Origin of the sequence: Nitrospira sp., assembly GCA_030653545.1 — a bacterium.
Lineage (GTDB): Bacteria > Nitrospirota > Nitrospiria > Nitrospirales > Nitrospiraceae > Nitrospira_D.
In genome coordinates this window covers 97665-121576 of the sequence record JAURZE010000025.1, presented here as the reverse complement: position 1 = coordinate 121576, position 23912 = coordinate 97665, and the positions used below count along the sequence as shown (strand labels likewise).

The following is a 23912-nucleotide window of genomic DNA, read 5'->3' as shown; positions in this document are numbered from 1 at the left end:
GGCTGGAGGTGTCATGGCCAGGCTGGGCGTTAATATTGACCATATCGCGACCCTTCGCCAAGCCCGGGGCGGGACCGATCCGGATCCCTTGGCCGCAGCGGTCCTCGTAGAACTCGCCGGGGCCGATGGCCTTGTCGTCCACTTACGCGAAGATCGGCGGCACATTCAGGACCGCGACCTCACGCTCTTGCGGGAGATCGTCCGGACCAAGCTGGACCTGGAAATGGCCGCCGATGAAGCCATGGTCAAGATTGCGCTGACCATAAAACCGGACTTGGTCACCCTGGTCCCGGAAAAACGACAGGAGCTGACGACCGAGGGCGGTCTGGATGTGGCAGGGCTGAAAGAGCGTATGCAGACCACCGTCTCCATGCTGCACGATGCCGGAATCCCCGTCAGCCTCTTCATCGAACCCGATCTCAATCAGATCAAAGCGGCGCACAAGATTTCTGCCGACTTCGTCGAGCTGCACACCGGGCGCTATGCCAACGCCACCAAGTCGAAAGAGGCCGATGCGGAATTCGAGGCGATCACCCAGGCCGCCAAGCTCGCCTACAAGCTGGGCATGGGCGTCAACGCCGGACACGGCCTCAATTACCGCAATGTCGCACGGCTGACACATATTCCTGAAATCGTGGAGTACAACATCGGGCACAGCATCATCGCCCGCGCCGTCCTCGTCGGCCTCGACCAGGCAGTGAAAGAAATGAAAGCGCTGCTCGGCTAGCCTGCCTGTCGACGCCATTCACCGTGACCCGAGCCGTCAACGATCTCATGACGCCACACGCATTCATCCTCTCGCGCCATGCGCTGCCAGTCGCATCGCAATGGCCCATGGCCAGAAAAGGGTACGCCCCGCAATGATGCTCATCGTCACCGCCGCACAGATGCAGGCGCTGGATCACCGGACGATTGAAGAAGCTGGCGTGCCCGGGACCACGTTGATGGAGCGGGCCGGAGCCGGAGTCGTCGTCAGCCTTGAGCACCAGCTGGGTGCCTTGCGAGGGAAAGTCATCACGATCTTCTGCGGGAAAGGCAATAACGGCGGCGACGGATTCGTCGTAGCGCGCTTGCTCCACAAGCAACGAGCCAAGGTGCAGGTGTTCACCCTGGCTCCGGCCACGGACCTGAGTCGCGACGCCGCGCGCATGTACCGGCACCTCGTCCGGATCGCCGGCAAGACTGTCGTGAAGCCATTTTCTTCGACCAGTCAAATTCAGACGATGCTCAGCGACAGCCACGTGATCATCGACGCGCTGCTCGGGACAGGCCTGGCCGCTCCGGTCACCGGCCGCTATGCAGAGGCGATTGACATCATCAATCAGGCAGAGCGCCTGACCGTGGCCGTGGATTTGCCCTCCGGTATCCATGCCGACACCGGCGCAGTGTTAGGCCACGCCGTGAAGGCCGATCTGACGGTAACCTTCGGGCTGCCCAAGCTGGGTCTATTCCAGAATCAGGGCATCGATCACGCCGGACGGGTGGAGATTGTCGATATCGGTATTCCACCGGCCTATGTCGATGCCACGGAAAGCCGGATTCGCTTGATCACCGCCCCGTTCGTGCGGACCGCCTTACCTCCACGCCGGCTCTCGAGTCACAAAGGCACGTTCGGCCATGCCGGCATCATCGCCGGCTCGGTCGGCAAGACCGGGGCCGCAGCGATGTCGGCACAGGCGGCTCTGCGAATGGGGGCAGGTCTGGTGACCGTGGCCATCCCGGCGAGCGTCAACGATGTCCTGGAGGCCAAGCTCTTGGAAGTCATGACGATTCCGATGCCCGAGACCAAGGCGCGCACCTTGTCCCGCGCCGCGTTGGATCGCCTGAAAGACTTCATCGCCGCAAGAACGGCGGTCGCGATCGGCCCGGGGCTCTCAACCCATCCGGAAACCGTTGAGCTGGTGCAGGCACTCGTCCGGCAACTGGATCGACCAAGTGTCCTCGATGCCGATGCGTTGAACGCGCTGGCCGGTCGCGCCGCGCTCTTCACCGAGTGTACAATCCCCCCTATCCTGACGCCACATCCCGGCGAAATGGCCAGACTCGTGACCGAATCCTCGGCCCAATCGGTCAACGGCGACCGAATCGGCACGGCCGCACGTTTTGCCAGAGAACGCGGCTGCTATCTAGTGCTCAAAGGCGCCAGGACCGTGATTGCCGGACCTGACGGCAGGGTGGCCATTTGCCCGACCGGCAATCCCGGTATGGCCACCGCTGGAACCGGCGATGTCTTAACCGGTATGATCGTCGGACTACTCGCCCAGGGAGTCGCCTCATGGGAGGCCGCCTGTGCCGCGACATATGTGCACGGACTCGCCGGAGATCTGGCCGCCGAGACAATAGGACAGACCAGCTTAATCGCCAGAGATGTCATTGACCATATTCCCTATGCGCTCACGAACATCGGCTCAGCGTAGCCGGCCCACGACCGCCGCACCACGGAAGGCCCGCGCGGCTACGCCGCCACGCGCTGCGTCGTCTGCGCCCTGGACGGTGGCGCTCCCCTCCCGCACCGCCACAGAAGCATTCGGCCGGATTATCGGGCGATCACTGGCTGGCGGCGAAACCCTGGCCCTCTCCGGAGAACTCGGCGCCGGGAAAACGGCTCTCGTGCGCGGCATTGCAACAGGACTGGGCACGCCATCGAATCAGGTGACCAGCCCGACCTTCGTCTTGATCCACGAATACGAGGGACGGCTCCCGCTGATTCACGTGGATCTCTATCGCCTACGGAGCGGAGCGGAAGCCGAGGGAATCGGGCTACAAGAATACTTTCATGGGAACATCGTCACGGCGATCGAATGGGCCGACAAGTTCCCGGAATTATTGCCGAGCGATCGGTTTGAACTCACGCTACAGCACAACACACCGACGACGAGAACTGCGCGCATGATCGCTCACGGACCGCGCGCCTGCACGTTGCTCGCAGCACTCAAGCAAGCCGCTCGACAACGCCGGCGCGCGGCCGCACCCAGCGCATCGCGCAAGACGGCCACCGGGAGAGGGAGACCCCGCACATCATGATTCGGCTCATCTTGGTCGGAATTCTGCTGCTCCTTTCCCTGGCGTTTTTTCTCCAAAATCAGGAACAGGAAGTCACCTTGCGGTACTTCTTCGGTCTACTGGAAGCCTCCACCCTGATCTACAAACCGATCCTCACCGCCTTCGCTGTCGGCCTGCTCGTGTCCGGCATTCTGTTATTCCCCCCATGGGTGCGTGGCCGAATTGAACTCCGCCGCAAGACCAAAGCGCTGCAAGATGCCGAAGTGGATCTGGAGCGTGCGCGCCAGTCGCTCGAAAAGCTGACCGGCCGTTCGAGTTCAACCGCCGGGCCCGCGCGAGATCTCGTCGATGAGTGAGCACAACGCCATGTCCGCTGATACGGCAATACGGGTCGCTCGAATAGGCCGCCGGCCATTCCATCTCCGTCACGCACCCCGTGCGAGATCTCGCCGATGAGTGATCACGACGCCAGTCCGCTGATGCGGCAATACCGGGAGATCAAGCGCGGCTACGAACATGCGATCTTGTTTTTCCGGGTGGGTGATTTCTACGAAATGTTTTATCAGGATGCGCAGGAAGCTTCGCGCATTCTTTCCATCGCGCTGACCTCGCGCGACAAGAACAGCCCGAATCCCGTCCCGCTCTGCGGCGTCCCTTACCATGCCGCCACCGGCTATATCGCCAAGCTGCTGAAGGCCGGGCGGACGGTGGCGCTGTGCGAGCAGGTCGAGGACCCCAAGCTCGCCAAAGGGCTGGTACGCCGCGAAGTCGTCCGGCTGTACACGCCCGGCACGCTCGTCGAAACCGAGTTTCTTTCTCCGGTCGAATCGAACTTCCTCGCAGCCGTGTCCGTGAGCTCCACAGCCAAACCACCATCCGTGATCGGATTGGCTATGCTCGAAGTCTCCACCGGAGAGTTCTGGATTGCCGAATTTCAGGGGGATCAGGCTCAGACGCAAACGTTGGATGAACTGGCTCGCCTCGATCCCCGTGAAATTCTGTTTGCGCCAACAGCCGACCGCCGGGACAGGGCCTGGCTCGATCAGATGAAAGGCATACGCCTGTGCGAGCGCGACGCGTCGACGTTTGACGCTGAACGAGCCGCTCGCCTGCTGCAAGAGCAGTTTCACATTCATTCGCTGGAGGCCTTCGGTTGTCAGGGCCTGACGGCAGGAATCGGCGCGGCCGGAGCGGTCCTGAACTACTTCCGCGACACCCAGCCGAGCGCGCCGCTGGATTACATCCGTCGCCCGCGTGTCCGCCGGATCTCGGACGCGATGCATTTGGACAGCGTCACCATTCGCAATCTCGAACTGCTGAAACCGATGGAAGCCTTCGACGACGGTCACAGCGGGAAACCTGCCACGCTGCTCTCCGTGCTGGATCGAACCGTCACCGCCATGGGAAGCCGCCTGCTCCGCCAATGGTTAGTCCGGCCGCTGATTCACAGTGATGCCATCCAAGCCCGACTCGATGCCGTCGGAGAATTGAAAGACCGGATTGCGGCACGCGTGGCATTGCGCGCGGCGCTCAGAACCGTACAGGATCTCTCACGCCTGAGTGGCCGCATCGTTCTCGGCGTGGCAGGCCCCCGGGAACTTCTGGCACTGAAGGACTCCCTCGCCGCCCTTCCGGAAATTGCAACGCAACTGACTCCGCTCCTAAGCCCCCAGCTCGCCGAAGCCCGCGAAGCATGGGACGACGGGCGGGATCTCGCCGAACTGATCGAACAGGCCCTTCAACCGGACGCGCCGATGTCCCTTCGAGACGGAGGTGTGATCCGCGACGGATACCACGCTGACGTGGATGAACTGCGAAAAGCCAACACCGAAGGCAAACACTGGATTGCCGCATTGGAGGCGAAAGAGCGTGAACGGACCGGCATCGACTCCCTGAAAGTCCGCTACAACCAGGTGTTCGGCTACTACATCGAAATCACCAAGGCCAATTTGGCCCGCGTGCCGGCGGACTTTATCCGCAAGCAAACACTGGTCAACGCCGAGCGGTTCATGACCCCCGAGTTGAAAGAGCTTGAAGAGCGCGTGACGGGAGCTGAAGTGAAACTGCTGGCGCTGGAGCAGGATCTTTTCGCCCAGCTTCGCACGACCCTCGCCGGCCACGCCGGCCGTCTACAAGAGATGGCCGGAAAACTGGCCTTGATCGACGTGCTGGCCGGGCTGGCGGAAACCGCCGCCCTGAATCAATACGCCAAACCCGTCATCAACGAAGGCGGGCTGATCGACATTCGAGGCGGCCGCCATCCCGTCGTGGAACGGCTGACTGAAGAGATGGCATTCGTACCGAACGACACATTCCTGAACCTGGACTCCCACCGCCTGCAGATCCTGACCGGGCCCAATATGGCCGGGAAAAGCACCTTCCTTCGCCAGGTCGCCTTGATCGTCCTGCTCGCGCAGATCGGCAGCTTCGTCCCGGCTACTGCGGCGACCATCGGCGTGGTCGATCGAATCTTCACCCGCGTGGGAGCCTCGGACAATCTGGCCAGCGGCCACAGCACCTTCATGGTGGAGATGGTGGAAACCGCCACGATTCTTCACAGCGCGACCGTGCGGAGCCTGATCCTGCTTGACGAAATCGGGCGGGGCACCAGCACCTACGACGGGCTCAGTATCGCCTGGGCCGTCGCAGAATATATCCACGATCGCAGGACGCTCGGAGCCCGCACGTTGTTCGCCACGCACTATCATGAGATGACCCAATTGGAACAACAGCGTGACGGGATCAAGAATTTCCGGGTGGCGGTGCAAGAGCGCGACGGCGATGTGGTCTTTCTCCGGAAGATTGTCGCCGGAGGAGCGGACCGGAGTTATGGCATCTACGTCGCCAAGCTCGCAGGCCTCCCGCAATCCGTCATCGCGCGGGCCCAGGATGTCCTTGTGCAGTTGGAGCGACCGGAGGCGGCCCAGATCGCGGAGTCAGCCCCCCACGCAGAACCAGCCGCCGCGCCGTTGCCTCAACCGCACCCCCTGGTCGAGGAAGTTCGGCAAATCGATTTATTCTCGATGACGCCTCTGGATGCCCTCAACTGCCTTGCGGATCTCCAGCGAAAAGCGACCCCCTCGACCAAGGATGCCGCATCCTGAGGGCCGCATCCCTCTTGATGCCGCTTCCTCAATAGTCGGATAATGGCCGCCTGCGAGGCGCTTCATGGCAGTCAATGCCAATCAACGACTCCTCTTGGTGATCATCGGTCTGGGGATCGCCCTGTTCTGTCTCGACCTCTACCTCCCGCTGGGAATAGGAAACGGCGTTCTCTACGGGGGACTCGTCATTCTGTCGTTCCTGCTACCGAACCGTACAGGGCCGGTGATCACCGCCTCCATATGTTCCGTGCTGACCATGGCCGACGTGATTCTGAGCCCCACGCTCGACGGAGTTCCCCTTTGGATGGGCGTCACGAACCGGCTCTTTAGTTTGACGGCCATCTGGCTACCGGTATTGTTCTTCCTTCATCAGCGCCGGGCAGAGGACACGTTGCAACGTGCCCATGATGACCTCGAAATACGCGTTCAACAACGCACCCAGGAACTGGCAACCGTCAACAATACCCTGGTTGAGGAAATCGCCGAGCGAGCAGAGACGGAACAATCGCTTCGGAACAGTGAAGCCGTGTTGCAGGCGAATCAGCGGGAACTTCGACAGAGCCGGGAGGATCTGCGCGCGTTAGCCGGACAACTCCTCACGGCGCAGGAAGAGGATCGCAGACGGATTTCCCGGGACCTCCACGACGATATCAATCAACGGCTCGCCATGCTCTCAATGGATTTGCGGCAGGCTGAGAAAGACGAGTCCTCCGACGCACACTCGCTCCGCTCGACGATTCGGCTGGTCTCCGACCGGCTGACCATTGTCTCTGATGACGTACGCCAGATGGCCTACCGGTTTCACCCCTCCATCCTCGACGATCTCGGGCTCGTGAAAGCCATTCGACGCCAGATCGATGATTTCTCCACCCGCACAGGAATCAAGATATCCTATGTCCATCGGGATCCTACGACGGGGCTCCCCGCAGAAATGGCGATCTGCCTCTATCGGATCGTACAGGAAAGTCTGAGCAACATCGTCCGCCACGCCCACGCCTCCCAGGTTGAAGTCGAGTTGATCTGCGAAGACGATCTCGTGTCTCTCTCTGTCCATGACAACGGCAAGGGATTCGACCAGGCGCAACTCTCGCAGACCCGAGCACACCTGGGGCTTCTCAGCATGAAAGAACGGGTTCGCCTGGCGAAGGGTCGATTCGGAATCGATTCTACGCCCTCCCAGGGCACCCATATCCATGTTGAGATTCCCCTGACTACAGGAGCACCCCGTGCATAAACCCCGCGTTCTGCTGGCCGACGACCACGCGCTCATCATTGAAGGCTTCAAACGTATTCTGGAAGGCCGGTACGACCTTGTCGGCACCGCCGCAGACGGTCGCGCACTGATCGAGTCGGCCAAAGCCCTTCAGCCGGACATCATTATACTCGACGTGTCGATGCCCCTCCTGAACGGCATTGATGCGGCTGCCCATCTCAAAAAAGTGTGCCCGATGGCCAAGCTGATCTTCGTCACGATGCATGCGGACACGGAATATGTTCGCTCTGCGTTTGAAGCCGGCGCCTCTGCCTATGTCCTGAAACGATCAGCGGTCGATGAGTTGGAGCAGGCGATCCGAGCGGTCCTTGCCGGGCACTCGTATATTACCCCGCTCATTACCAAGGACCTCCTGGCCGTCTTTCTCGCCACCCCATCCGAAAAGGCCAATGGCGCCGGCGGCCTCACTCTGCGGCAGAAGGAAGTTCTTCAACTTCTTACCGAAGGGCGCACCGCCAAAGACATCGCTAATGTGCTGAACATTTCACCGAGAACCGTTGAATTCCATAAGGGGCAAATCCTGGAACTCTTGCAGTTGGAGAATACGGCTGACTTGATCAAATATGCGCTGTCCCACGGAATTGTTACCCCCACCTAGGCCCATCAGAATCGACCGCTTCCTCGTAAAAATACATCCGGCACCTTCGGGAATTACGAGTTCCATCCCGCGATAATAGTCCGTATAGAGTGGCATGACTCAACGGCTTCTGTGGCCAGGCGGTGCAGATGGAGTTAGAGGACGAGTCCGAACAGACCATCACGCCGGGACGATGGATGAGCGACCCCGTCGTCTTACTGTGCGACACCTGTCATCGTGTGCAAGACGGTCTTTCAGAACAGGCCAGTGAAGAGAAATGGACAGACCAATCGCGCTTTTTTACCCTGCACAAGTTGAAGGCCTCCCAAGTCTGGTGGTGTCACACCATCTGCCGACGATGCAGCGCGACTACGATATGAGCATGCCCGATGATCGAGACGCCAGATCAGTCCCATGGGAACGACCGAATAATGGGCTGTAAGAAACGGCCTCTCTTGCAGCCCCCCACTTCGCTCGCGTGAACGACTGGTCTGGCCTCGCATCGTGTGAGCTGGCTAGAAGAGGAATGTGCCTCTGAGGCTACAACCGTCGAATTCACGAACAGACATGAACGTGATCTCGCACTGATAGAAAAGAAACTCTCACTATGTCGACTGACGGCATGATCTTTCTTGGGGGGAGCCTGGTGTTCGGGATTCTCCTGGTGTTGCTTATCCTACGCGTATACAAAGATCAACCGCGAGGAAAATGACGACGCTCTTCGCCGGTGAATCGCCACGCCCGAGAGTCAGCAGGAATTCTCCCAACATCTGTGAGGTTCTGGCCCTCGTCGCACCTTCACCGGTAGCGACACCCCTTCCCGTCTCGGCCTATGCAACGTTCATGATGATCGGCGGTGGAAGCCTCAACGGTATGCCACCCACTCTCAATCAGCCATGAGGTGACCAATGATCCGACGCCTGAGCCGAACTCTCTTGTATCTGGGGACAGCCCTATCCATGAGTGGTCTCATCCTTGGCGGTGCTGGCTGCGCGAACAAGCAATTGTCCTCGAGCGCAGGAGACCAATCCATGACGACAAAAGGCCAGACTCCTTCCGAGACTGTCCGACCGGATCGGATCGCCTCGATAGAGCCTCCTGCGGAGAGCGGAGTATCCCGCACCCAAGAAACGCAAACCAACCAGATTCCCGCCCAGGCACCAGGAAAGACCATCCCGTCAAACAACGCGGCTTCATTGCATGAGAACGGTTCCGTCATGACTCCGGACTCCACTGGAATCGGAGATATCTATTTTGATTTCGATCAGTACACCATTCGCACCGACGCGCAGCCCGTGCTCGAACGCAACGGCCATTGGATTCGGAACGCTTCCGGCAAGTCTTTATTGATCGAAGGTCATTGCGACGAGCGCGGGACTCTGGCCTACAATCTCGTGTTGGGAGAAAAGCGCGCCAAATCCGCCAAGCGATACTTGGAAAATCTCGGGATTCCTGCCTCCCGTCTTCACACCACCAGTTATGGTGAAGTGAAACCTGCTTGCAACGAACACAACGAAGGCTGCTGGAAATACAATCGTCGCGCGCATTTCGTCGTGCAATAAACTTTCCCCGGATACTTTGCCTGGGCCATCCATCGGGAGAAGGAGGCAATTGTGAATCGTCTATCCTGTCGGATTCTGTTGTGCATCGGGATGCTTGTCCTGGGAGCCTGTGCCGGCAAGGGCGAACGTATCGATGTTGCTATTCCTGGAATCACTCCGGGAGGCGGAACCGCCTCGGCCACCCCGGGACCCAGGATTGCGATACTCCCCTTCGAAGATCAGAGGCTCAACCAAGCCCATCTCGGAACACGATCGCACCTCTGGGGTGGAATCAGCTATTTTGATCTACCGAGCGGGAGCGCGGCCAAAGCCACGGCCCAAGCTCTCATCGACTACCTGAACCGGCAGGGCTGGAAAACGTTCATGGCACGCACGCGGGGAAGCGACGGCGCGGACATCACAATTGCAGGGACCATTCAGAGCCTGTCCGTGGATGCCAAGAGCGGATTCATGCATACGGATCTCACGGCAACGAACGCGCTGGCATTTCAGATCATAAACCACACCGATGAGAGCATCGTGCGAGAAAAGGTCTCCGGAACGGGAAGCGATCGGGTGTTTTGGTTCGATCAAGAGGATGCCCAGCATTTGACGACCGATCTTTTTGAAACCAATTTCAAAAAATTTCTTGGAGATCTCAAGATCGAAGGCCGAACGATCAGACTCAAGTAGCGTGAACCGCCGTTGCGGATCCGCCGATCCGTTGTCCTACGATGGTGTTCTCTGCCTCAATCCGGTATTGTTTGGACATGAGAACTATCGTCATCAGTTTGCTCATCCTGTTGACCGGTCTCTGGGGCGGCTATTCTCTCAGCCGCGTGGATCAGGAACTCCGGGTCATCTATGCGGAGTACACCCTGGCCACTACCGATCTCGGCCACATCAATGCCAAACTGATTCGCTACCGCACGTCGATTCTGCGCGCGATCGAATCCGATTCGCAAAAGGACTTTGAGAGTATTACTTCCGGCTTAACGGAACGACGGGCCCAGATCGAGCAACCCATCGAACGATTCATCAAAGCCGCCAATAGCGCGACCGTCAAGAGAAGCGGAATGGCCGATGAGCTGCGGGAACTCCAGGCGGTCAAAGCACGCCTCGCAGATTATATGGCTACCTCCGATCAAACCATCGGTCTGATCCAACAACGCTGGAAGACCACCTCACCGGAAGAAGCGCAACGCCTGCGCGATGCCGCGGAGGAAAACGCCGCGGAACGGGCGGGGTCCAAACTTATCGCGGTCACGCTAGAGCTGGATCTGTTATTGGAAGTCGTTGCGAAGATCGCGGGTGAAGTCCGAGACGAGGCAGATCGTCAGCTACGCACGATGAGCGCGATTGTCATTGGGATCAGCGCGCTGCTCGCTGGGCTTGTTCTCTTTGCAGGGAACAACTCACGACGACCAAAGAGCTGTTAGAAGCTCTGCCATCTGCTGGCGGTGCCTGCCGAGATTCATTTAACGGGTAGTGCCGCGTCTGGTCTGGATGATTGACTGCGGTTCTCAGTCTCCCTCCCACGCGCTTTCTTTCAAGCTTCGTCGACAGGAGTCCATACACAGGAAAAGAAAAAGGCGGCCGTTCCGCAAGGAACGGCCGCCCCTCAAGAGAAACTAGAAACGAGACTAGTGAGCAGCGCCTGGCAAGTTATACTTGGCTTCCCAAGGGATCAACCCACCGAGAGTGTGTCCTCCTGGCACCATCACATCATATAGCTGCGGGATGCTGGCTCCATCCGGAGACTTCGGCGAAGTGTTCAGCTGCTGCACCGCTGCCGAACAACCGGCATCGGTATTCTGATTCTTCCCCGCACATTCCTTCAAACGAAGGGCAGAGATGCTCAGAGTCTTCCCTGGTGCACCAGCAACTTCCGGAAGCTTCTTCACAGAAGAGATCACACGATGATTCTGCTCGGTCTCCGTAACGACAAATTCGACCAGGTCGGTCGTGCTGCCCGGAGGCACTTCCTTCGCCGCGGCCGGTCCGGAATGCGGACGGCCCATCTTCTTCAACTCTTCCCAGGCACCCTTGTCGGCATAGAACTTGAGGTTCTTGCCCGGGTGAACTTTCTGCCAGAACAAGCCGCTCTCGGCGGCTCCGCCGAACACGGACACGTTGATCCACACAGCTTCATCGTAGGGATCGAGAATAATCACTCGACCCTGCAATGTGGTGGGCTTGCTGAGATCGCCCCACTCAAACCGCTCTTGAAATGCTTCGATGGCCAGCGCGCTGGAAGCCATGCCGACTACCAGGGCAACAGCTGCCATCACGGCCCCGCCTTGCTTCTGAAGCTTCATAATCGAATCCTCCTTCAACAACATGAAAGAATAAAGCGTGATGAAATCGATTACTTGAGAACCTTGAATCCGGTGATGGTCCGGCCGTCCAAGGTGACTTCCATGGCCACGAGTTCCTGCGCAGCCTTGATGATCTGATCCATCAACGCCTTGTCCTTCACAGCCAAACGCACCGTCGTGGCGGCATGGTACCAGCCTGCGTAGGCGTTGTTCTTATCGGTGCCGCCGACAAAGCCCCAGCCGCAGCAGGTGACCAAAGGATCCGGAGGCTTGACGTCCATCATGGTTGATGAACGGCCGGCCGGAGTGCCTGAAGCAGGATCACCGGTGTTCCAATACTGAATACCGAACAGCAATTCGCTATCGGGATTGTCGGCCCACTGCGACCAGACACGACCCTGAAGCGTCTTGGCGGCATCGCCCTTCATGACCTTTCCACCGACCACGTCGGTGGCAGGACCACCTCCAGCTGGAGCATCGGCGGCCACGGCAAATCCGGCCGATAGCAAGCCAGCCACAGAAAACACTGCAACGGCGGCTAGTACTAAGACCCTCTTCATACCTAGTCCCTCCTTCATAAAAATAAAACCCACAACCTAATGAACGTTCACCTTGAAAGCGATGAATGCATCTACTACCGAATGATCAGAGGCTACAAAGCTCAGGAGAAAGTGTTCGGCCACCCCCTTCCCTCTTTCTCTTTCGCGGTTGTTCCCCGTTTAAAATTTCTAGTTCACTAGACCGGCGCAATCGTACTGAAACGGTCAATTAGTGTCAAGAAAATGTTTGACCCTCTAATAAACTTTTAATCCACAGGTAAACATCATACACAACAACACGTTATGCAGCATTATCTTAATCATTTATTCTGTCAGAAATACAGCTCTATTAAAAAATTCTCATCTCGCGAGCTGGAGTTGGCGCGCGGACAGAGGCCCAAGACCGGTGATCGCCATCGATTTTTCGTCAAGAAGTTCCTGTGCGACTCGCTCCATCTGCTTGAATGTGACGGCATCGATGGCCCGCGTCATGTCATCGAGTGACGTGTGTTTGCCTTTGATCATCTCGTCCTTCGCCAGCTTATTCATCCGGCTATGCGAACTCTCCAAACTGAGCATCAGGCTGCCCTTCATTTGATCCTTCGTTCGCTTCAACTCATCCCGCGTGATGCCGTTGGCAGCCATGCGACGGATCTCGCGGCGAATGACGTCGAGCACCCGCTCGACTTCTTTCTGGCGCGTTCCCGCATACACGGTGATGGTCCCGCCGTCTGAATAGCCGGAGAGAAAGGAATAGATCGAATAGGCCAGTCCCCGCTTTTCTCTGACTTCCTGAAACAGTCGCGAACTCACACTCCCGCCCAGCACGCTGTTCAACACATACGCGGCATACCGATCCGGATGGCCGGCAGATATGCCCTTCATGCCGATGCAGAGATGGACCTGCTCCAATTTCTTTTGCTGCATCACCACGCCGCCGAGAATCTCCGGCGCACGGCGCACATGCGGCTGCGGCGATGACGGACGACGACGGCCGAACTCGCGCGCAATGGTCCGCTCAAGCGCTCGCTGATCAAAACTTCCCGCCACCGCGACGACAATCTCCTGCGGCTGATATCGCGCATCGATGTAATCGAGAAGATCCTGCCGCCGCAACGCCCCGATCGTCGCTGCCCGCCCTAGGATCGGACGACCCAGCGGATGACGGCCCATGACCTGGCCGGTGTGGAGCTCCTGGACAAGATCTTCCGGATCATCCTGCACCATGCGGATCTCTTCCAACACTACCTGTTTTTCTTTTCCGATATCCTTCGGAGCGAATTTAGAGCGGTGCAAGAGATCGGAGAGCAGGTCGAGGGCCTTCGGCAGATGCTGGTCGAGCACTTTCACATAAAACGTGGTGGTCTCGCGCGTGGTAAAGGCATTCATCTCGCCGCCCAGCGCATCGATCTCGCGCGAGATGTCGGTGGCCGACCGGCTGGTCGTCCCCTTGAAAAACATGTGTTCGATGAAGTGGGAATATCCGGCTTGTGCCGGCTGCTCGTCACGCGATCCGGCGTTGACCCAAATGCCGACGGTGACCGACTTGAGAGTGGGGATCCGCTCGCTGACCAAGCGGACCCCGTTCTCCAGAATGAGCTTGCGATACACGAGGATTACTCGGCCGCTGGTTCCTGTGAGCCCCCTGCCGGAGCCGGCATGGTCTCTTTCCGGCTCAAGCGGATCTTGCCCTGGCGATCGATCTCCAGGACTTTCACCATGATCTGATCGCCCTCTGCAACTTCGTCGGATACGGCCTTCACGCGATGGTGCGCCAATTGAGAAATGTGCACGAGACCATCGGTGCCCGGCAACACCTCGACAAATGCGCCGAAGTCCATAATCTTCCTGACGGTCCCCATATAGATCTTGCCGATCTCGACTTCTTCGGTCAGCCGGTTGATCATATCCTTCGCCTTCTGCAACGACGCCTCGTCGGCGGACGCGATAGTGACGATACCGGTATCTTCGATATTGATCTTGACGCCACAATCGGCCTGGATCGCGCGGATGGTTTTCCCGCCCTGGCCGATGATGTCCCGAATCTTATCCTGCTTGACCTTGACCGTATAGATACGCGGAGCAAAAGGCGAGAGGTTCGCACGATGCGTCGTCAACGCCGAGGCCATCCGCTCAAGGATATGGATGCGTCCGGTACGGGCCTGCTCCAGCGCCTGCTGCATCAACGCCATCGTGATTCCGCCGATCTTGATGTCCATCTGCAAGGCCGTCACGCCATTCTTCGTTCCGCAGACCTTGAAATCCATATCGCCCAAATGATCTTCGAGGCCCAGAATGTCCGAAAGGATGATGACTCCATCCCCTTCCTTAATCAGGCCCATCGCAATCCCAGCCACCGGCTCCTTGATGGGAATGCCGGCATCCAGCATCGCCAGGGTGCCGCCGCAGACGGTTGCCATCGACGAGGATCCGTTGGACTCCAGAATTTCTGACACGATACGGAGCGTGTAGGGAAACACGTCTTTCCCGGGAATGACCGGCTTCAACGCCCGCTCTGCCAGCGCGCCGTGACCGACCTCGCGCCGACCCGGCGTGCGAAGGGGCCGTGCCTCGCCGACACTGAAGGGCGGGAAATTGTAATGCAGCATGAAGGTGCGGGTGTACTCGCCTTCCAACGCATCGATGCGCTGCTCGTCGTCCGTTGTCCCCAGCGTCACGACCGCAAGACTCTGCGTCTCGCCGCGCGTGAAAATGGCGGACCCGTGCGCCCTGGGCAAGGCCCCGACTTCGCAGGTGATCGGCCGGATATCCGCCGGGCCGCGCCCGTCGGCGCGTGAGCGCTTTTCGAGAATCATGTTCCGGACTTCGGTGTATTCCAACCCGTGGAAGACGATCTTGACGTGGCGCTCGGTGGTGGGCACCTCGGGATTCTTGAGCTTCTCGACGGCCTCGGCCATCACTTGATCCAATCGCTCCTGACGCGCGGCCTTGTTCGGGATCATGATTGCTTCGCGAATCGGCTGCGCGACCATCGCCTTCACTTTGGCAGCCAGCGTCGGATCGATCGCTTCGACTTTCACTTCGCGCTTCTTGCTCCCGACCAGCTTGGCCAGTTCGGAAATCTTCGCGACGATCTTCTTGATCTCGGCATGGGCCAAGGCCAGGGCTTCCAGCATGGTGGCCTCGGGCAATTCATTGGCGCCCGCTTCGACCATCATGATGGCATCGGCCGTCCCGGCTACCACCAAATGGAGATCGCTGATTTCCAAGGTCTCCAGGTCGGGATTCACGACAAACTGGCCCTTCACCCGGCCGATCTTCACACCGGCCACGGGTCCCGCGAACGGGATATTCGAAATCGATAAGGCCGCGGAGGCCGCGGTAATGCCGACCACATCCGTCGCGCCTGTTTTGTCTGCGGACAAGACCGACGCAATGACCTGGGTTTCGAAGTAGTAGCCTTCGGGGAAGAGCGGTCGCAGAGGACGATCGATCAAGCGGCTGGTCAGGACTTCCTTTTCCGCCGGACGTCCCTCGCGCTTGAAATATCCTCCCGGGATCTTTCCAGCGGCGTAGGCTTTTTCAATGTAATCGACCGTGAGCGGCAGAAAATCGATACCGGGCTTGGCGTTCTGTGACGCCACCGCGGTCGCCAATATTACGGTGTCCCCGTACGTGGCCCAAATCGAGCCGTCGGCCTGCTTGGCCACTCGACCGGTTTCAAGCCGCAAGGTGCGGCCTGCAATCTCTAATTCAACAACGTGTACCATCTATGGTGTCCTCCAGGTTGGGTCCCACAGATGCCCACAGAGATACGCTCGCACGCGAGCGTATCTCCGTGTTCACCTGTGCGACATGCGTTCCGCGCTGTCGCACTCCCTGTGCGACAGCGGCTTGCGTCCGTCTCTCTTCCGACTACTTGCGAATACCGAGTCGTTCGATGACTGCACGATACCGCGCTTCATCGACGCCACGCAGATAGTCGAGCAACCGGCGCCGCCGTCCGACGAGCTGCAAGAGACCACGCCGTGAATGGTGATCCTTCTTGTGCAGCTTGAAATGCTCGGTCAAATAGGTAATCCGATTGGTCAGCACCGCAATCTGAACTTCGGGGGATCCCGAATCCGTATCGTGCTGGCGATACTGCTTGATCAACTCCGTCTTTGCTTCCTTCAACAAGGCCATGACTCGTACTCCTCCTGCCTTTTAATTGAGTGATTCACTGTCCACTAACACTTTGTCAATTCTGACCGACCCTTTACCTTGCCCGTCATACGCACCGATTGCCAACAACCGTCCCTGCTCATCCTTCAGGCGGATGGGCAACGAGGTGGGCGACAGATCGTGCGGCAACCCGATTGGCGCCCCGTGCAGCACGCGTACGGCTTGCTCCATCGTCACCGTCACAAGGGGCAGCTGCGCCAACACCTGATCCAGCGTCAATAAGATCGATTCAACCGAGCCGATCGTCACATGAGCGGCAATCTGGTCGACCGTCAGCCCCTGCTCGATCGTCAGCGACCCGACACGCGTGCGCTCAAGCGACAGCAGATGTCCGCCGACGCCCAATGCCTGCCCCATATCGGCGCACAACGTCCGGATATAGGTTCCCTTCGAGCAGACGACTCGCAATGCAATGTCGCGGCCGTCGACGGCCGTCACGTCGAGCTCGTGAATGACGATGTCCCGTTCTGCTCGCTCAACGGTTTCTCCGGCGCGGGCCGACTTATATAACGGCCGCCCGGCCACCTTCACCGCCGAATACATCGGGGGCATTTGCTTTTGTGGCCCGCGAAATCGAGCGACCACGCCGTCAAGAATTTCGGCACTCACACCCGCCGTCTCCACCCGCTGAAGCACGGTCCCGGTCGCATCCTGCGTATCCGTCGTTTCACCCAACCGCAGGACCGCACGATACTCCTTGTCCCAACCCACCAGATATTCCGCCACCCGCGTCGCTTTCCCGATCAGCAGAGGCAGCACACCCGTCGCCGCAGGATCCAGCGTGCCGGCATGCCCGACCTTAGCCCCACCCAACAGGCCCCGTACTTTCGCCACCACATCATGGGAGGTCCAGCCCGCCTCTTTGTTGACGATGAGCACGCCATCGCCCACACGAGTCTTTTGCCGCCCTTCCGTCACCAACGCCATCACTTCGTTCTCATCGGGGGAATGATCAACTCCGCCGGACCGGACGTGCCATCGGACGTGTCTTGGGCCGTCTCATGCGGCTGCAATTCATCGAGCAATTTCATGACTCGGTCACCGCGCGGGCCCGTCTCATCTCGCTTAAAGACGATTTCGGGCAAATACCGCAATGCCAATCGCCGGCCCAGCTCGGCCCGAACGAAACCGCTGGCCTTCGATAATCCGGCAAACACATCGCGCTCAGCCTGCTCCTTCTCCATCGTCGTGACGAAGATGTAGGCGATCCGTAGATCCGCCGTCAGTTCGACGTCTGTCACCGTGACCGACCGCACGCGCGGATCCTTGATCTTGCGCATCAAGATGTCCGCCACCTCCATGCGAATCTGGTCGGCTACTCGGTCTGATCGCTTATAGGTCGTCTTGGACATCGCCCACCTGTCGCACGCTCGCTCTTCCTGCCTACTTCTTCCAGATCTCACACGCATGCGTGTTACAAGAGCTCCCGATGCACACGAACAACTTCAATGGTTGGCATACTCTTGATGACGTTGAGCGCCTGCTCGAGGACCTGTTCGACGTGGCTCCCGTCATTCGCCACACAGGCCATCCCGAGCACCGCTTTTTGCCAGAGGTCTTGCCCGTCTACTTCGGCAACAGAGAGGTTGAACTTGCCGCGCAGGCGATCCTTCACGCTATGCAAGACCTGCCGCTTATCCTTGAGCGACTGACTCTCCGGAATCCACAGCTCGACGGTGCAGACTCCCACGACCATCCCAGCCACACATCACACCTACCGGCGCTACGACTTAGAGCTTCCCCGCGATCTTATCGATCGTATAGGCCTCGATCACATCGCCAGCCTTGATGTCGTTAAAGTTCTCGATGCTGATACCGCACTCGTATCCCTGCTGCACTTCGCGCACGTCATCCTTGAACCGGCGCAACGAGCCGAGGCGGCCCTCGAACACCACCACGTTGTCTCGAATGAGCCTGACTCCCACCGCCGCTCGGGAGATCGTGCCCTCGACCACGTAGGAACCGGCCACGACACCGGCCTTGGGAATCGTGAAAACTTGGCGCACTTCCGCCCGGCCCAACGACCGCTCCTTCAGCGTGGGGTCCAGCAACCCTTCCATCGCGGCCTTAATGTCGGACAAAGCTTCATAAATAATCGTATACAACCGAACGTCGACCCCTTGCTGCTCGGCTAGGGACGCGGCTTTCGGTTCAGGACGAACATTGAATCCGATAATAATCGCGCGCGAGGCGGCAGCCAGGAGCACATCGGACTCCGTGACTCCCCCGACGCCGTTGTGAATGACCCGGATCCTCACCGCAGGGGTTGGAAGCTTTTCAACCGCCGCGGCCAGCGCTTCAGATGAGCCCTGCACGTCCGCCTTAATGACGATGGCGAGCTCCTTGGCTGACCCTTCCTTAATTCTGGCAAAGAGATCGTCGAGCGAGACCTTCGTCTGACCCGCGAGATCCGCCGTGCGCTGCTTCTGCGCCCGCTCATCGGCAATTTCTCGCGCCACTCGCTCGTCGGAGACCACTTGGAAGACATCTCCGGCTGAAGGCACTCCCGGCAACCCGATCACCTCGACCGGAATCGACGGCGTCGCCTGCTGCGTCTTGACACCCTGGTCATTGAGCAAGGCCCGGACGCGACCGCTGAACGTTCCGACCACAAACACATCGCCTACTTTGAGCGTCCCGCTCTGAACCAGGACCGTTGCAACAGGGCCACGGCCCCGCTCCAACTTGGCTTCCACGACCGTCCCCTTGGCCTGACGGTGCGGATCGGCCTTCAACTCCAACACTTCCGACTGAAGCAAAATCATTTCGAGTAACGTGTCGAGACCGGTCTTCTGCTTGGCTGAGACCTCCACCATAATGGTGTCGCCGCCCCAGGCTTCGGAAATCAGCCCGTGCTCAGACAGCGCATTACGCACCCGATCGGGGTTGGCCTCAGGCTTGTCGATTTTATTCATCGCCACAATCAGTGGCACCCCTGCCGCCTTCGCATGGTTGATCGCTTCGATGGTTTGCGGCATCACGCCATCGTCGGCAGCCACCACGAGAATGACGATGTCCGTCACCTTGGCCCCACGCGACCGCATGGCGGTAAAGGCTTCGTGGCCCGGCGTATCCAGGAATGTGACCTGCTTCCCATGAACCGAAACGGTATAGGCGCCGATGTGCTGCGTAATCCCGCCTGCCTCGCCCTCGGCCACCTTCGTTTGTCTGATCGCATCCAGGAGCGATGTTTTTCCGTGATCGACGTGGCCCATGATGGTGACGACCGGAGGCCTGGGCTCAAGGCGCTCATCGCCCTCTCCCGCTTGCACCACGGCCTCCAGGAGTTCATCGCCGGCCTTCTCAACGGAGATTTCTATCTTGACGCCGGCTTCTTCGGCAATCATCGAGGCCACATCCATGTTCATCGGCTGATTGAACGTGAGCATCTGCCCCATCTCCATCAACTTTCGAACGATGTCAGCCGGACGTTGCCCGATCAACTCGGCAAACTCTTTCACCGTCGTGCCCACCGTCACCTTGACGCTCTTTCTACGCGGCTTGGTAATTTCTGAAGGCGCACTGTGATGCAGATGCCGGGACCGATCATCGCGGCGCTGCACAGTCGGAATGGCACGAAGATCCTGCCACCGGGCGGCATCTTCACGATGCTTCACATCCGGCTCTTCTTTGGGCCGACCGGTTTTTTTGGCTTTTTTGAGCTTTTCCTTGAGCCCTTCCGCTTCAATCGCTTCGAGCGCCAAGCTCTTCTTCTTCGCTGCGAGCGCTTCCGGCGTCAGCATAATTCCAGGCGCCGCTCCCAGCGTAACAGCCGCGGGCTTTACAACAACCTTCTCAACCGGAGGAGGAGGTTGCGCGAGGATCGTTCCGATTTCCGGCAACTCCGGCAGGACCACAGGGGGAGGAGGAGGGGGCGGTTCACTCACCGCCGGATGCGCAGCGGACGTTGCAGCGACGGCTGACGTCTCGACCTCGCTCGGCGGGGGAGCCACCGGACTGCTGGCTTCAACCGGCTCATCTTCCTTCTTGCGCTTGATGAGGATGCGCCGCTTGTCCGTCTTTGCCGGCTCCTCCACAATCGCCGCCTTGGAGGCAGACGCCTTGGCGCCATGCCCGCTCTCGTGCTTTACCTCAGTGTCGCGTGTTTTTCCGACCACATCGTCGCCTGACGCCTTCCCACTCGCCTTCACGGCCCCTTTGGCTTTCGGGCTGAGTTTGTCCAGAGCTTTTTGCACCGTGTCGTCATCGAGCGCACTGCTGTGAGAGGCGACAGGCACACCCATCTTCTTGAGTTCAGGGATGAGATCTTTGTTCTCGATCCCCAGCTTCTTCGCTAATTCATAGACGCGCATTGCAGACACTGGTTGAACTCGATTCTAGTTCGATTCGTTTTCTTCGGCCCTGGCGGCTTGCCGGGCCTCTTCCTGCAACCGCTGCGCTTCGGCCTCGTCGGCCATCGCAGCTTTGATTTCCTTGTCGCGCTCCACTTTTTCTTTTTCGTATTCCGTCGCGCTGATGATATCGATCTTCCATCCGGTCAAACGAGCCGCCAACCGCACATTCTGCCCGTTCTTCCCGATCGCCAGCGACAGCTGCGAATCGGCGACCACGACCAACGCCGACTTCTTCTCGTCGTCGATACCGACTTTTTCGATCGAAGCCGGATTCAGCGCCTCCGCAATAAACACGCGAGGATCCTGCGTCCAGGTGATGATATCGATCTTCTCGCCCCGTAACTCGCGGACCACCGCCTGCACGCGCGATCCCTTGATGCCGACACAGGCGCCGACCGGATCGACCGCTTTCTCACGCGAGGTCACCGCAATCTTCGTGCGATCGCCCGGCTCTCTGACAATCGACTTGATCTCCACGATCTTTTCCATGACTTCCGGCACTTCCAGCTCGAACAGCTTCGAGACGAATTGGGGATGGCTCCGCGTCAGAATGACCTGCACGTCTTTCGGCGTCCGGCGGACTTCCAACAACATCGCCTTGACCCGGTCGCCGCGCCGATACGTCTCGCGCGGAATCTGCTCCTGAATCGGAAGGACGGCTTCCGTCTTGCCGAGGTCTACCAGATAATTCCGGCGTTCCATGCCCAAGATAATGCCGTTGACGAGGTCGCCCTGCCTGGTCGAATATTCTTTCTGAACCGCTTCCCACTCGGCTTCGCGCACCTTTTGAAAGATGACCTGTTTCGCCGTCTGTGCCGCGATACGGCCGAGCTCGTCCATTTCGATGAGCGAGCCGATTTCGTCTCCCACTTCCGCTTCGCTATCAAGTTGGCGCGCTTCCTGAAGGGAGATTTCCGCCTTCGGGTTGCTCACGTGATCGACAATCGTCTTCTTCGAGACCACGGAGATCTCGCCCGTCTTAGAGTCGATCTCGACTTGGATATTCTCCGCCTGCCCGAAGCGCTTTTTGGCAGCGGTTTGGAGGGCCGACTCGATGGCCCCGATGACACGGGACTTTTCGATGCCCTTTTGGCGTCCAATCTCATCGATGACTGCGATTAATTCTCGGTTCATAAATTTAGGCTCCTGCTCGATCGTGCGGGACTGTGACCACTCCTGACCATCGGCTAAATCTCAATCACTAACCGGGCCTCCGCGACAGAGTGGCGATCCAGCTTCACTGTGTCCGTCGTAGCGGCCTTCGACGCGATCGCCAGAACGACCGAGTCCTCATCCGCCTCCACTAACTCTCCGATAATACGCCATTGGCCGTCAAGCGGCTGCTTCAGCTTGACGCTCACCCGCTTCCCGACCGCACGCTGATAGTCTTGGAGCCGCTTGAACGGGCGGTCAAGCCCGGGTGATGACACTTCCAGCGTGTAGGTATGTGGAAATGGATCGGCAACATCCAGCGCGGGCCCTACCGCCAAATGGGCCCGCTCACAATCTGAAACGGTCACACCACCTGGTTTGTCGATCAGCACTCGGACAACGGATCGGGAACCTTGCCCGACGCACACCACGTCCACTAATTCCAACCCTAGTGTCCAGAGAATCGGAGAAAGAATGTCCTGAATCCGATCAATGGAAGACCGGGATCCATGCTCCGGAATGCTCAATGCGGTATCCTCTGACACTGCCGTACATCTGCCCAAACAAAAAAGTGGGCCTGAGCCCACTTCCAGCGACGGCACCTTAACATGGCCCCCCCCTCAAAGCAAGGGGGACGACCCCGTCAATGCCGCCCAGCGGGAGGCCAGAGCCTCGACAACCGGACCGGGTCGACCGGCCCCGATCACCCGCCCATCCACCTGAACCACCGCAAGGACTTCCACGGTCGTCCCGGTCAGAAACACTTCATCCGCGGTATAGAGCGACTCGACCGGCAGAAACTCTTCACGCACCGGGAACCCCGCCGCCCTCGCCAGGCTCAAGACCACCGTGCGGGTTACTCCCGATAGAATTCGCGGGCCTTCCGGAGCGGTCACCACGGTTCCCGATTGTACCGCCATCACATTGCTCACCGACCCTTCCGTGACCAGGCCATCTTTCACCAGGATCGCCTCAAACACACCGGCCCGCTTCGCCTCTTCTCGAGCCAACACATTCGCCAACAAATTCACGCTCTTGATGTCGCAACGCCCCCAGCGCAAGTCCTCACAGGTCTTAGCAATGACGCCGGTCTCCCTGGTCTTCGCCGGAAATGGCGCCAACTCTCGAATCGTCATCACCACCGTCGGAGCCACGTTGGACGGAAACGCGTGGTCTCTCGCAGCCACCCCGCGGGTGATCTGGAGATAAACCTTCGCCTCTGCATATCCAGCCGCCCGAATGCCCTGCTGAATCCACTCGGTCCACTGGGCTCTCGTATAGGGCTGAATCAGGCTCAGTTCACGCGCACTGCGGTCAAGCCGATTGAGATGCGCATCCAGCTCAAAGGGACGGCCGCGATAGGTCCTGATGACTTCGTACACACCATCGCCGAACTGAAATCCACGATCTTCGATCGGTACGGTAGCCTCATGCCAGGGAAGGAATCGCCCATTGATAAATGCAATATTCGGCACGGCCATCAACCTTTCCCGGTTGGCGCAACCTGAATCAGGAATATCCGACGATCTTCCGCGGTGAATTTCCACCCCATGCGCTTTTCGAATACTAATTCATGGGTCCCGGGCAGCATCCCCTGAAACTCGAACGTGCGTTGACCATTCTCGACTGCGTTATTACTGGCGACTCGGAGAAATTGATCATCCACAAGGGTCAGCGCCTTGGTGTTGTAGCTCGGAACCCATTGCTCGCCACGGGTACGGTCTTCCCACAGATGAATGGTAAACGCTCGCCCAAGGACGGCCTCGATCGCCCGACTCCCTTGTCCTTCCGAGGAGCCCGAGATATTCTGTCCGGCACTATTCATAACTGCCCACGAGCTCCATAGACCACCATCTCCCCCTCAA

The 23912-nt window shown here is 59.0% G+C and carries 23 protein-coding genes; 10 read left to right on the top strand and 13 right to left on the bottom strand.

Translation table 11 applies throughout. The features are described from left to right. Nucleotides 1-13 precede the first annotated feature (13 nt). The 10 genes from Q7U39_12290 (at nt 14) to Q7U39_12245 (ending at nt 10937) form a co-directional block, all read left to right on the top strand. On the top strand, nt 14-727 hold the full coding sequence (locus tag Q7U39_12290) for a pyridoxine 5'-phosphate synthase (protein MDO9118732.1): 714 nt from the start codon (nt 14-16) through the stop codon (nt 725-727). Between the two features lie 133 nt (nt 728-860). Then, nucleotides 861-2417, top strand: a complete 1557-nt coding sequence (locus tag Q7U39_12285; GenBank protein ID MDO9118731.1) for an NAD(P)H-hydrate dehydratase — start codon at nt 861-863, stop codon at nt 2415-2417. Then, nucleotides 2389-3024: a tRNA (adenosine(37)-N6)-threonylcarbamoyltransferase complex ATPase subunit type 1 TsaE gene (tsaE, locus tag Q7U39_12280; protein ID MDO9118730.1), complete on the top strand. Its 636-nt coding sequence runs from the start codon at nt 2389-2391 to the stop codon at nt 3022-3024. The genes Q7U39_12285 and tsaE overlap by 29 nt, the downstream gene beginning before the upstream one ends. Then, the gene (locus tag Q7U39_12275) at nt 3021-3359 is read left to right on the top strand and encodes a LapA family protein (protein ID MDO9118729.1); all 339 of its coding nucleotides are present in this window, start codon (nt 3021-3023) and stop codon (nt 3357-3359) included. The genes tsaE and Q7U39_12275 overlap by 4 nt, the downstream gene beginning before the upstream one ends. A 96-nt stretch (nt 3360-3455) precedes the next feature. Continuing rightward, on the top strand, nt 3456-6107 hold the full coding sequence (mutS, locus tag Q7U39_12270) for a DNA mismatch repair protein MutS (GenBank protein MDO9118728.1): 2652 nt from the start codon (nt 3456-3458) through the stop codon (nt 6105-6107). Nucleotides 6108-6171: 64 nt separating this feature from the next. Then, complete coding sequence (locus tag Q7U39_12265; protein MDO9118727.1) at nt 6172-7341, top strand: sensor histidine kinase; 1170 nt, start codon at nt 6172-6174, stop codon at nt 7339-7341. After that, a complete protein-coding gene (locus Q7U39_12260) occupies nt 7334-7978 on the top strand; it encodes a response regulator transcription factor (GenBank protein ID MDO9118726.1) in 645 nt (214 codons plus the stop codon). Before Q7U39_12265 ends, Q7U39_12260 begins: the two co-directional genes overlap by 8 nt. Before the next feature lie 1010 nt (nt 7979-8988). Further along, nucleotides 8989-9519, top strand: a complete 531-nt coding sequence (locus Q7U39_12255) for an OmpA family protein (GenBank protein ID MDO9118725.1) — start codon at nt 8989-8991, stop codon at nt 9517-9519. 51 nt (nt 9520-9570) lie between these two features. Continuing rightward, nucleotides 9571-10191, top strand: coding sequence for a hypothetical protein (locus Q7U39_12250; protein MDO9118724.1), 621 nt, complete (start codon nt 9571-9573; stop codon nt 10189-10191). Between the two features lie 41 nt (nt 10192-10232). Next, nucleotides 10233-10937, top strand: coding sequence for an MCP four helix bundle domain-containing protein (locus Q7U39_12245; GenBank protein ID MDO9118723.1), 705 nt, complete (start codon nt 10233-10235; stop codon nt 10935-10937). A 204-nt stretch (nt 10938-11141) separates the two neighbouring features. On the opposite strand, the gene Q7U39_12240 is transcribed toward Q7U39_12245, so the two are convergent. The 13 genes from Q7U39_12240 to Q7U39_12180 all read right to left on the bottom strand — a co-directional run bounded on the left by Q7U39_12240 (nt 11142) and on the right by Q7U39_12180 (nt 23872). Further along, nucleotides 11142-11816 carry a hypothetical protein gene (locus tag Q7U39_12240; protein MDO9118722.1) on the bottom strand — a complete coding sequence of 225 codons (675 nt, stop codon included), beginning with the start codon at nt 11814-11816 and terminating at the stop codon, nt 11142-11144. A 50-nt stretch (nt 11817-11866) separates the two neighbouring features. Continuing rightward, complete coding sequence (locus tag Q7U39_12235; protein ID MDO9118721.1) at nt 11867-12376, bottom strand: hypothetical protein; 510 nt, start codon at nt 12374-12376, stop codon at nt 11867-11869. 339 nt (nt 12377-12715) lie between these two features. Next, nucleotides 12716-13966, bottom strand: a complete 1251-nt coding sequence (locus Q7U39_12230) for a pitrilysin family protein (GenBank protein MDO9118720.1) — start codon at nt 13964-13966, stop codon at nt 12716-12718. A 5-nt stretch (nt 13967-13971) separates the two neighbouring features. Next, nucleotides 13972-16086, bottom strand: a complete 2115-nt coding sequence (pnp, locus tag Q7U39_12225; protein MDO9118719.1) for a polyribonucleotide nucleotidyltransferase — start codon at nt 16084-16086, stop codon at nt 13972-13974. A 145-nt stretch (nt 16087-16231) separates the two neighbouring features. Beyond that, nucleotides 16232-16501 carry a 30S ribosomal protein S15 gene (gene rpsO / locus Q7U39_12220; protein ID MDO9118718.1) on the bottom strand — a complete coding sequence of 90 codons (270 nt, stop codon included), beginning with the start codon at nt 16499-16501 and terminating at the stop codon, nt 16232-16234. 21 nt (nt 16502-16522) lie between these two features. Then, entirely contained in the window at nt 16523-17467 is a 945-nt protein-coding gene (gene truB, locus Q7U39_12215; GenBank protein MDO9118717.1) for a tRNA pseudouridine(55) synthase TruB, read from the bottom strand. Then, nucleotides 17467-17892, bottom strand: a complete 426-nt coding sequence (gene rbfA, locus Q7U39_12210; GenBank protein ID MDO9118716.1) for a 30S ribosome-binding factor RbfA — start codon at nt 17890-17892, stop codon at nt 17467-17469. The genes truB and rbfA overlap by 1 nt, the downstream gene beginning before the upstream one ends. 62 nt (nt 17893-17954) lie before the next feature. Further along, on the bottom strand, nt 17955-18236 hold the full coding sequence (locus Q7U39_12205) for a DUF503 domain-containing protein (GenBank protein MDO9118715.1): 282 nt from the start codon (nt 18234-18236) through the stop codon (nt 17955-17957). 34 nt (nt 18237-18270) lie between these two features. Then, complete coding sequence (infB, locus tag Q7U39_12200; GenBank protein ID MDO9118714.1) at nt 18271-20853, bottom strand: translation initiation factor IF-2; 2583 nt, start codon at nt 20851-20853, stop codon at nt 18271-18273. 24 nt (nt 20854-20877) lie between these two features. Next, complete coding sequence (nusA, locus tag Q7U39_12195) at nt 20878-22029, bottom strand: transcription termination factor NusA (GenBank protein ID MDO9118713.1); 1152 nt, start codon at nt 22027-22029, stop codon at nt 20878-20880. A gap of 53 nt (nt 22030-22082) precedes the next feature. Continuing rightward, a complete protein-coding gene (gene rimP, locus Q7U39_12190) occupies nt 22083-22574 on the bottom strand; it encodes a ribosome maturation factor RimP (GenBank protein ID MDO9118712.1) in 492 nt (163 codons plus the stop codon). Between the two features lie 93 nt (nt 22575-22667). Then, nucleotides 22668-23528, bottom strand: a complete 861-nt coding sequence (dat, locus tag Q7U39_12185) for a D-amino-acid transaminase (protein MDO9118711.1) — start codon at nt 23526-23528, stop codon at nt 22668-22670. Then, nucleotides 23528-23872, bottom strand: coding sequence for a protease inhibitor I42 family protein (locus Q7U39_12180; GenBank protein MDO9118710.1), 345 nt, complete (start codon nt 23870-23872; stop codon nt 23528-23530). The genes dat and Q7U39_12180 overlap by 1 nt, the downstream gene beginning before the upstream one ends. Between the last annotated feature and the right edge of the window lie 40 nt (nt 23873-23912).

Bases quoted from the DNA above. Each gene is read 5' to 3' on its own strand.
- Q7U39_12285 (MDO9118731.1), top strand. From the start codon at position 861: ATGATGCTCATCGTCACCGCCGCACAGATGCAGGCGCTGGATCACCGG.
- Q7U39_12290 (MDO9118732.1), top strand. From the start codon at position 14: ATGGCCAGGCTGGGCGTTAATATTGACCATATCGCGACCCTTCGCCAA.
- infB (MDO9118714.1), bottom strand. From the start codon at position 20,853: ATGCGCGTCTATGAATTAGCGAAGAAGCTGGGGATCGAGAACAAAGAT.
- dat (MDO9118711.1), bottom strand. From the start codon at position 23,528: ATGGCCGTGCCGAATATTGCATTTATCAATGGGCGATTCCTTCCCTGG.
- tsaE (MDO9118730.1), top strand. From the start codon at position 2,389: ATGCGCTCACGAACATCGGCTCAGCGTAGCCGGCCCACGACCGCCGCA.
- Q7U39_12180 (MDO9118710.1), bottom strand. From the start codon at position 23,872: ATGAATAGTGCCGGACAGAATATCTCGGGCTCCTCGGAAGGACAAGGG.
- Q7U39_12265 (MDO9118727.1), top strand. From the start codon at position 6,172: ATGGCAGTCAATGCCAATCAACGACTCCTCTTGGTGATCATCGGTCTG.
- Q7U39_12255 (MDO9118725.1), top strand. From the start codon at position 8,989: ATGACGACAAAAGGCCAGACTCCTTCCGAGACTGTCCGACCGGATCGG.
- Q7U39_12205 (MDO9118715.1), bottom strand. From the start codon at position 18,236: ATGGTCGTGGGAGTCTGCACCGTCGAGCTGTGGATTCCGGAGAGTCAG.
- rbfA (MDO9118716.1), bottom strand. From the start codon at position 17,892: ATGTCCAAGACGACCTATAAGCGATCAGACCGAGTAGCCGACCAGATT.
- Q7U39_12275 (MDO9118729.1), top strand. From the start codon at position 3,021: ATGATTCGGCTCATCTTGGTCGGAATTCTGCTGCTCCTTTCCCTGGCG.
- mutS (MDO9118728.1), top strand. From the start codon at position 3,456: ATGAGTGATCACGACGCCAGTCCGCTGATGCGGCAATACCGGGAGATC.
- pnp (MDO9118719.1), bottom strand. From the start codon at position 16,086: ATGGTACACGTTGTTGAATTAGAGATTGCAGGCCGCACCTTGCGGCTT.
- nusA (MDO9118713.1), bottom strand. From the start codon at position 22,029: ATGAACCGAGAATTAATCGCAGTCATCGATGAGATTGGACGCCAAAAG.
- Q7U39_12235 (MDO9118721.1), bottom strand. From the start codon at position 12,376: ATGAAGAGGGTCTTAGTACTAGCCGCCGTTGCAGTGTTTTCTGTGGCT.
- truB (MDO9118717.1), bottom strand. From the start codon at position 17,467: ATGGCGTTGGTGACGGAAGGGCGGCAAAAGACTCGTGTGGGCGATGGC.
- rpsO (MDO9118718.1), bottom strand. From the start codon at position 16,501: ATGGCCTTGTTGAAGGAAGCAAAGACGGAGTTGATCAAGCAGTATCGC.
- Q7U39_12240 (MDO9118722.1), bottom strand. From the start codon at position 11,816: ATGAAGCTTCAGAAGCAAGGCGGGGCCGTGATGGCAGCTGTTGCCCTG.
- Q7U39_12245 (MDO9118723.1), top strand. From the start codon at position 10,233: ATGGTGTTCTCTGCCTCAATCCGGTATTGTTTGGACATGAGAACTATC.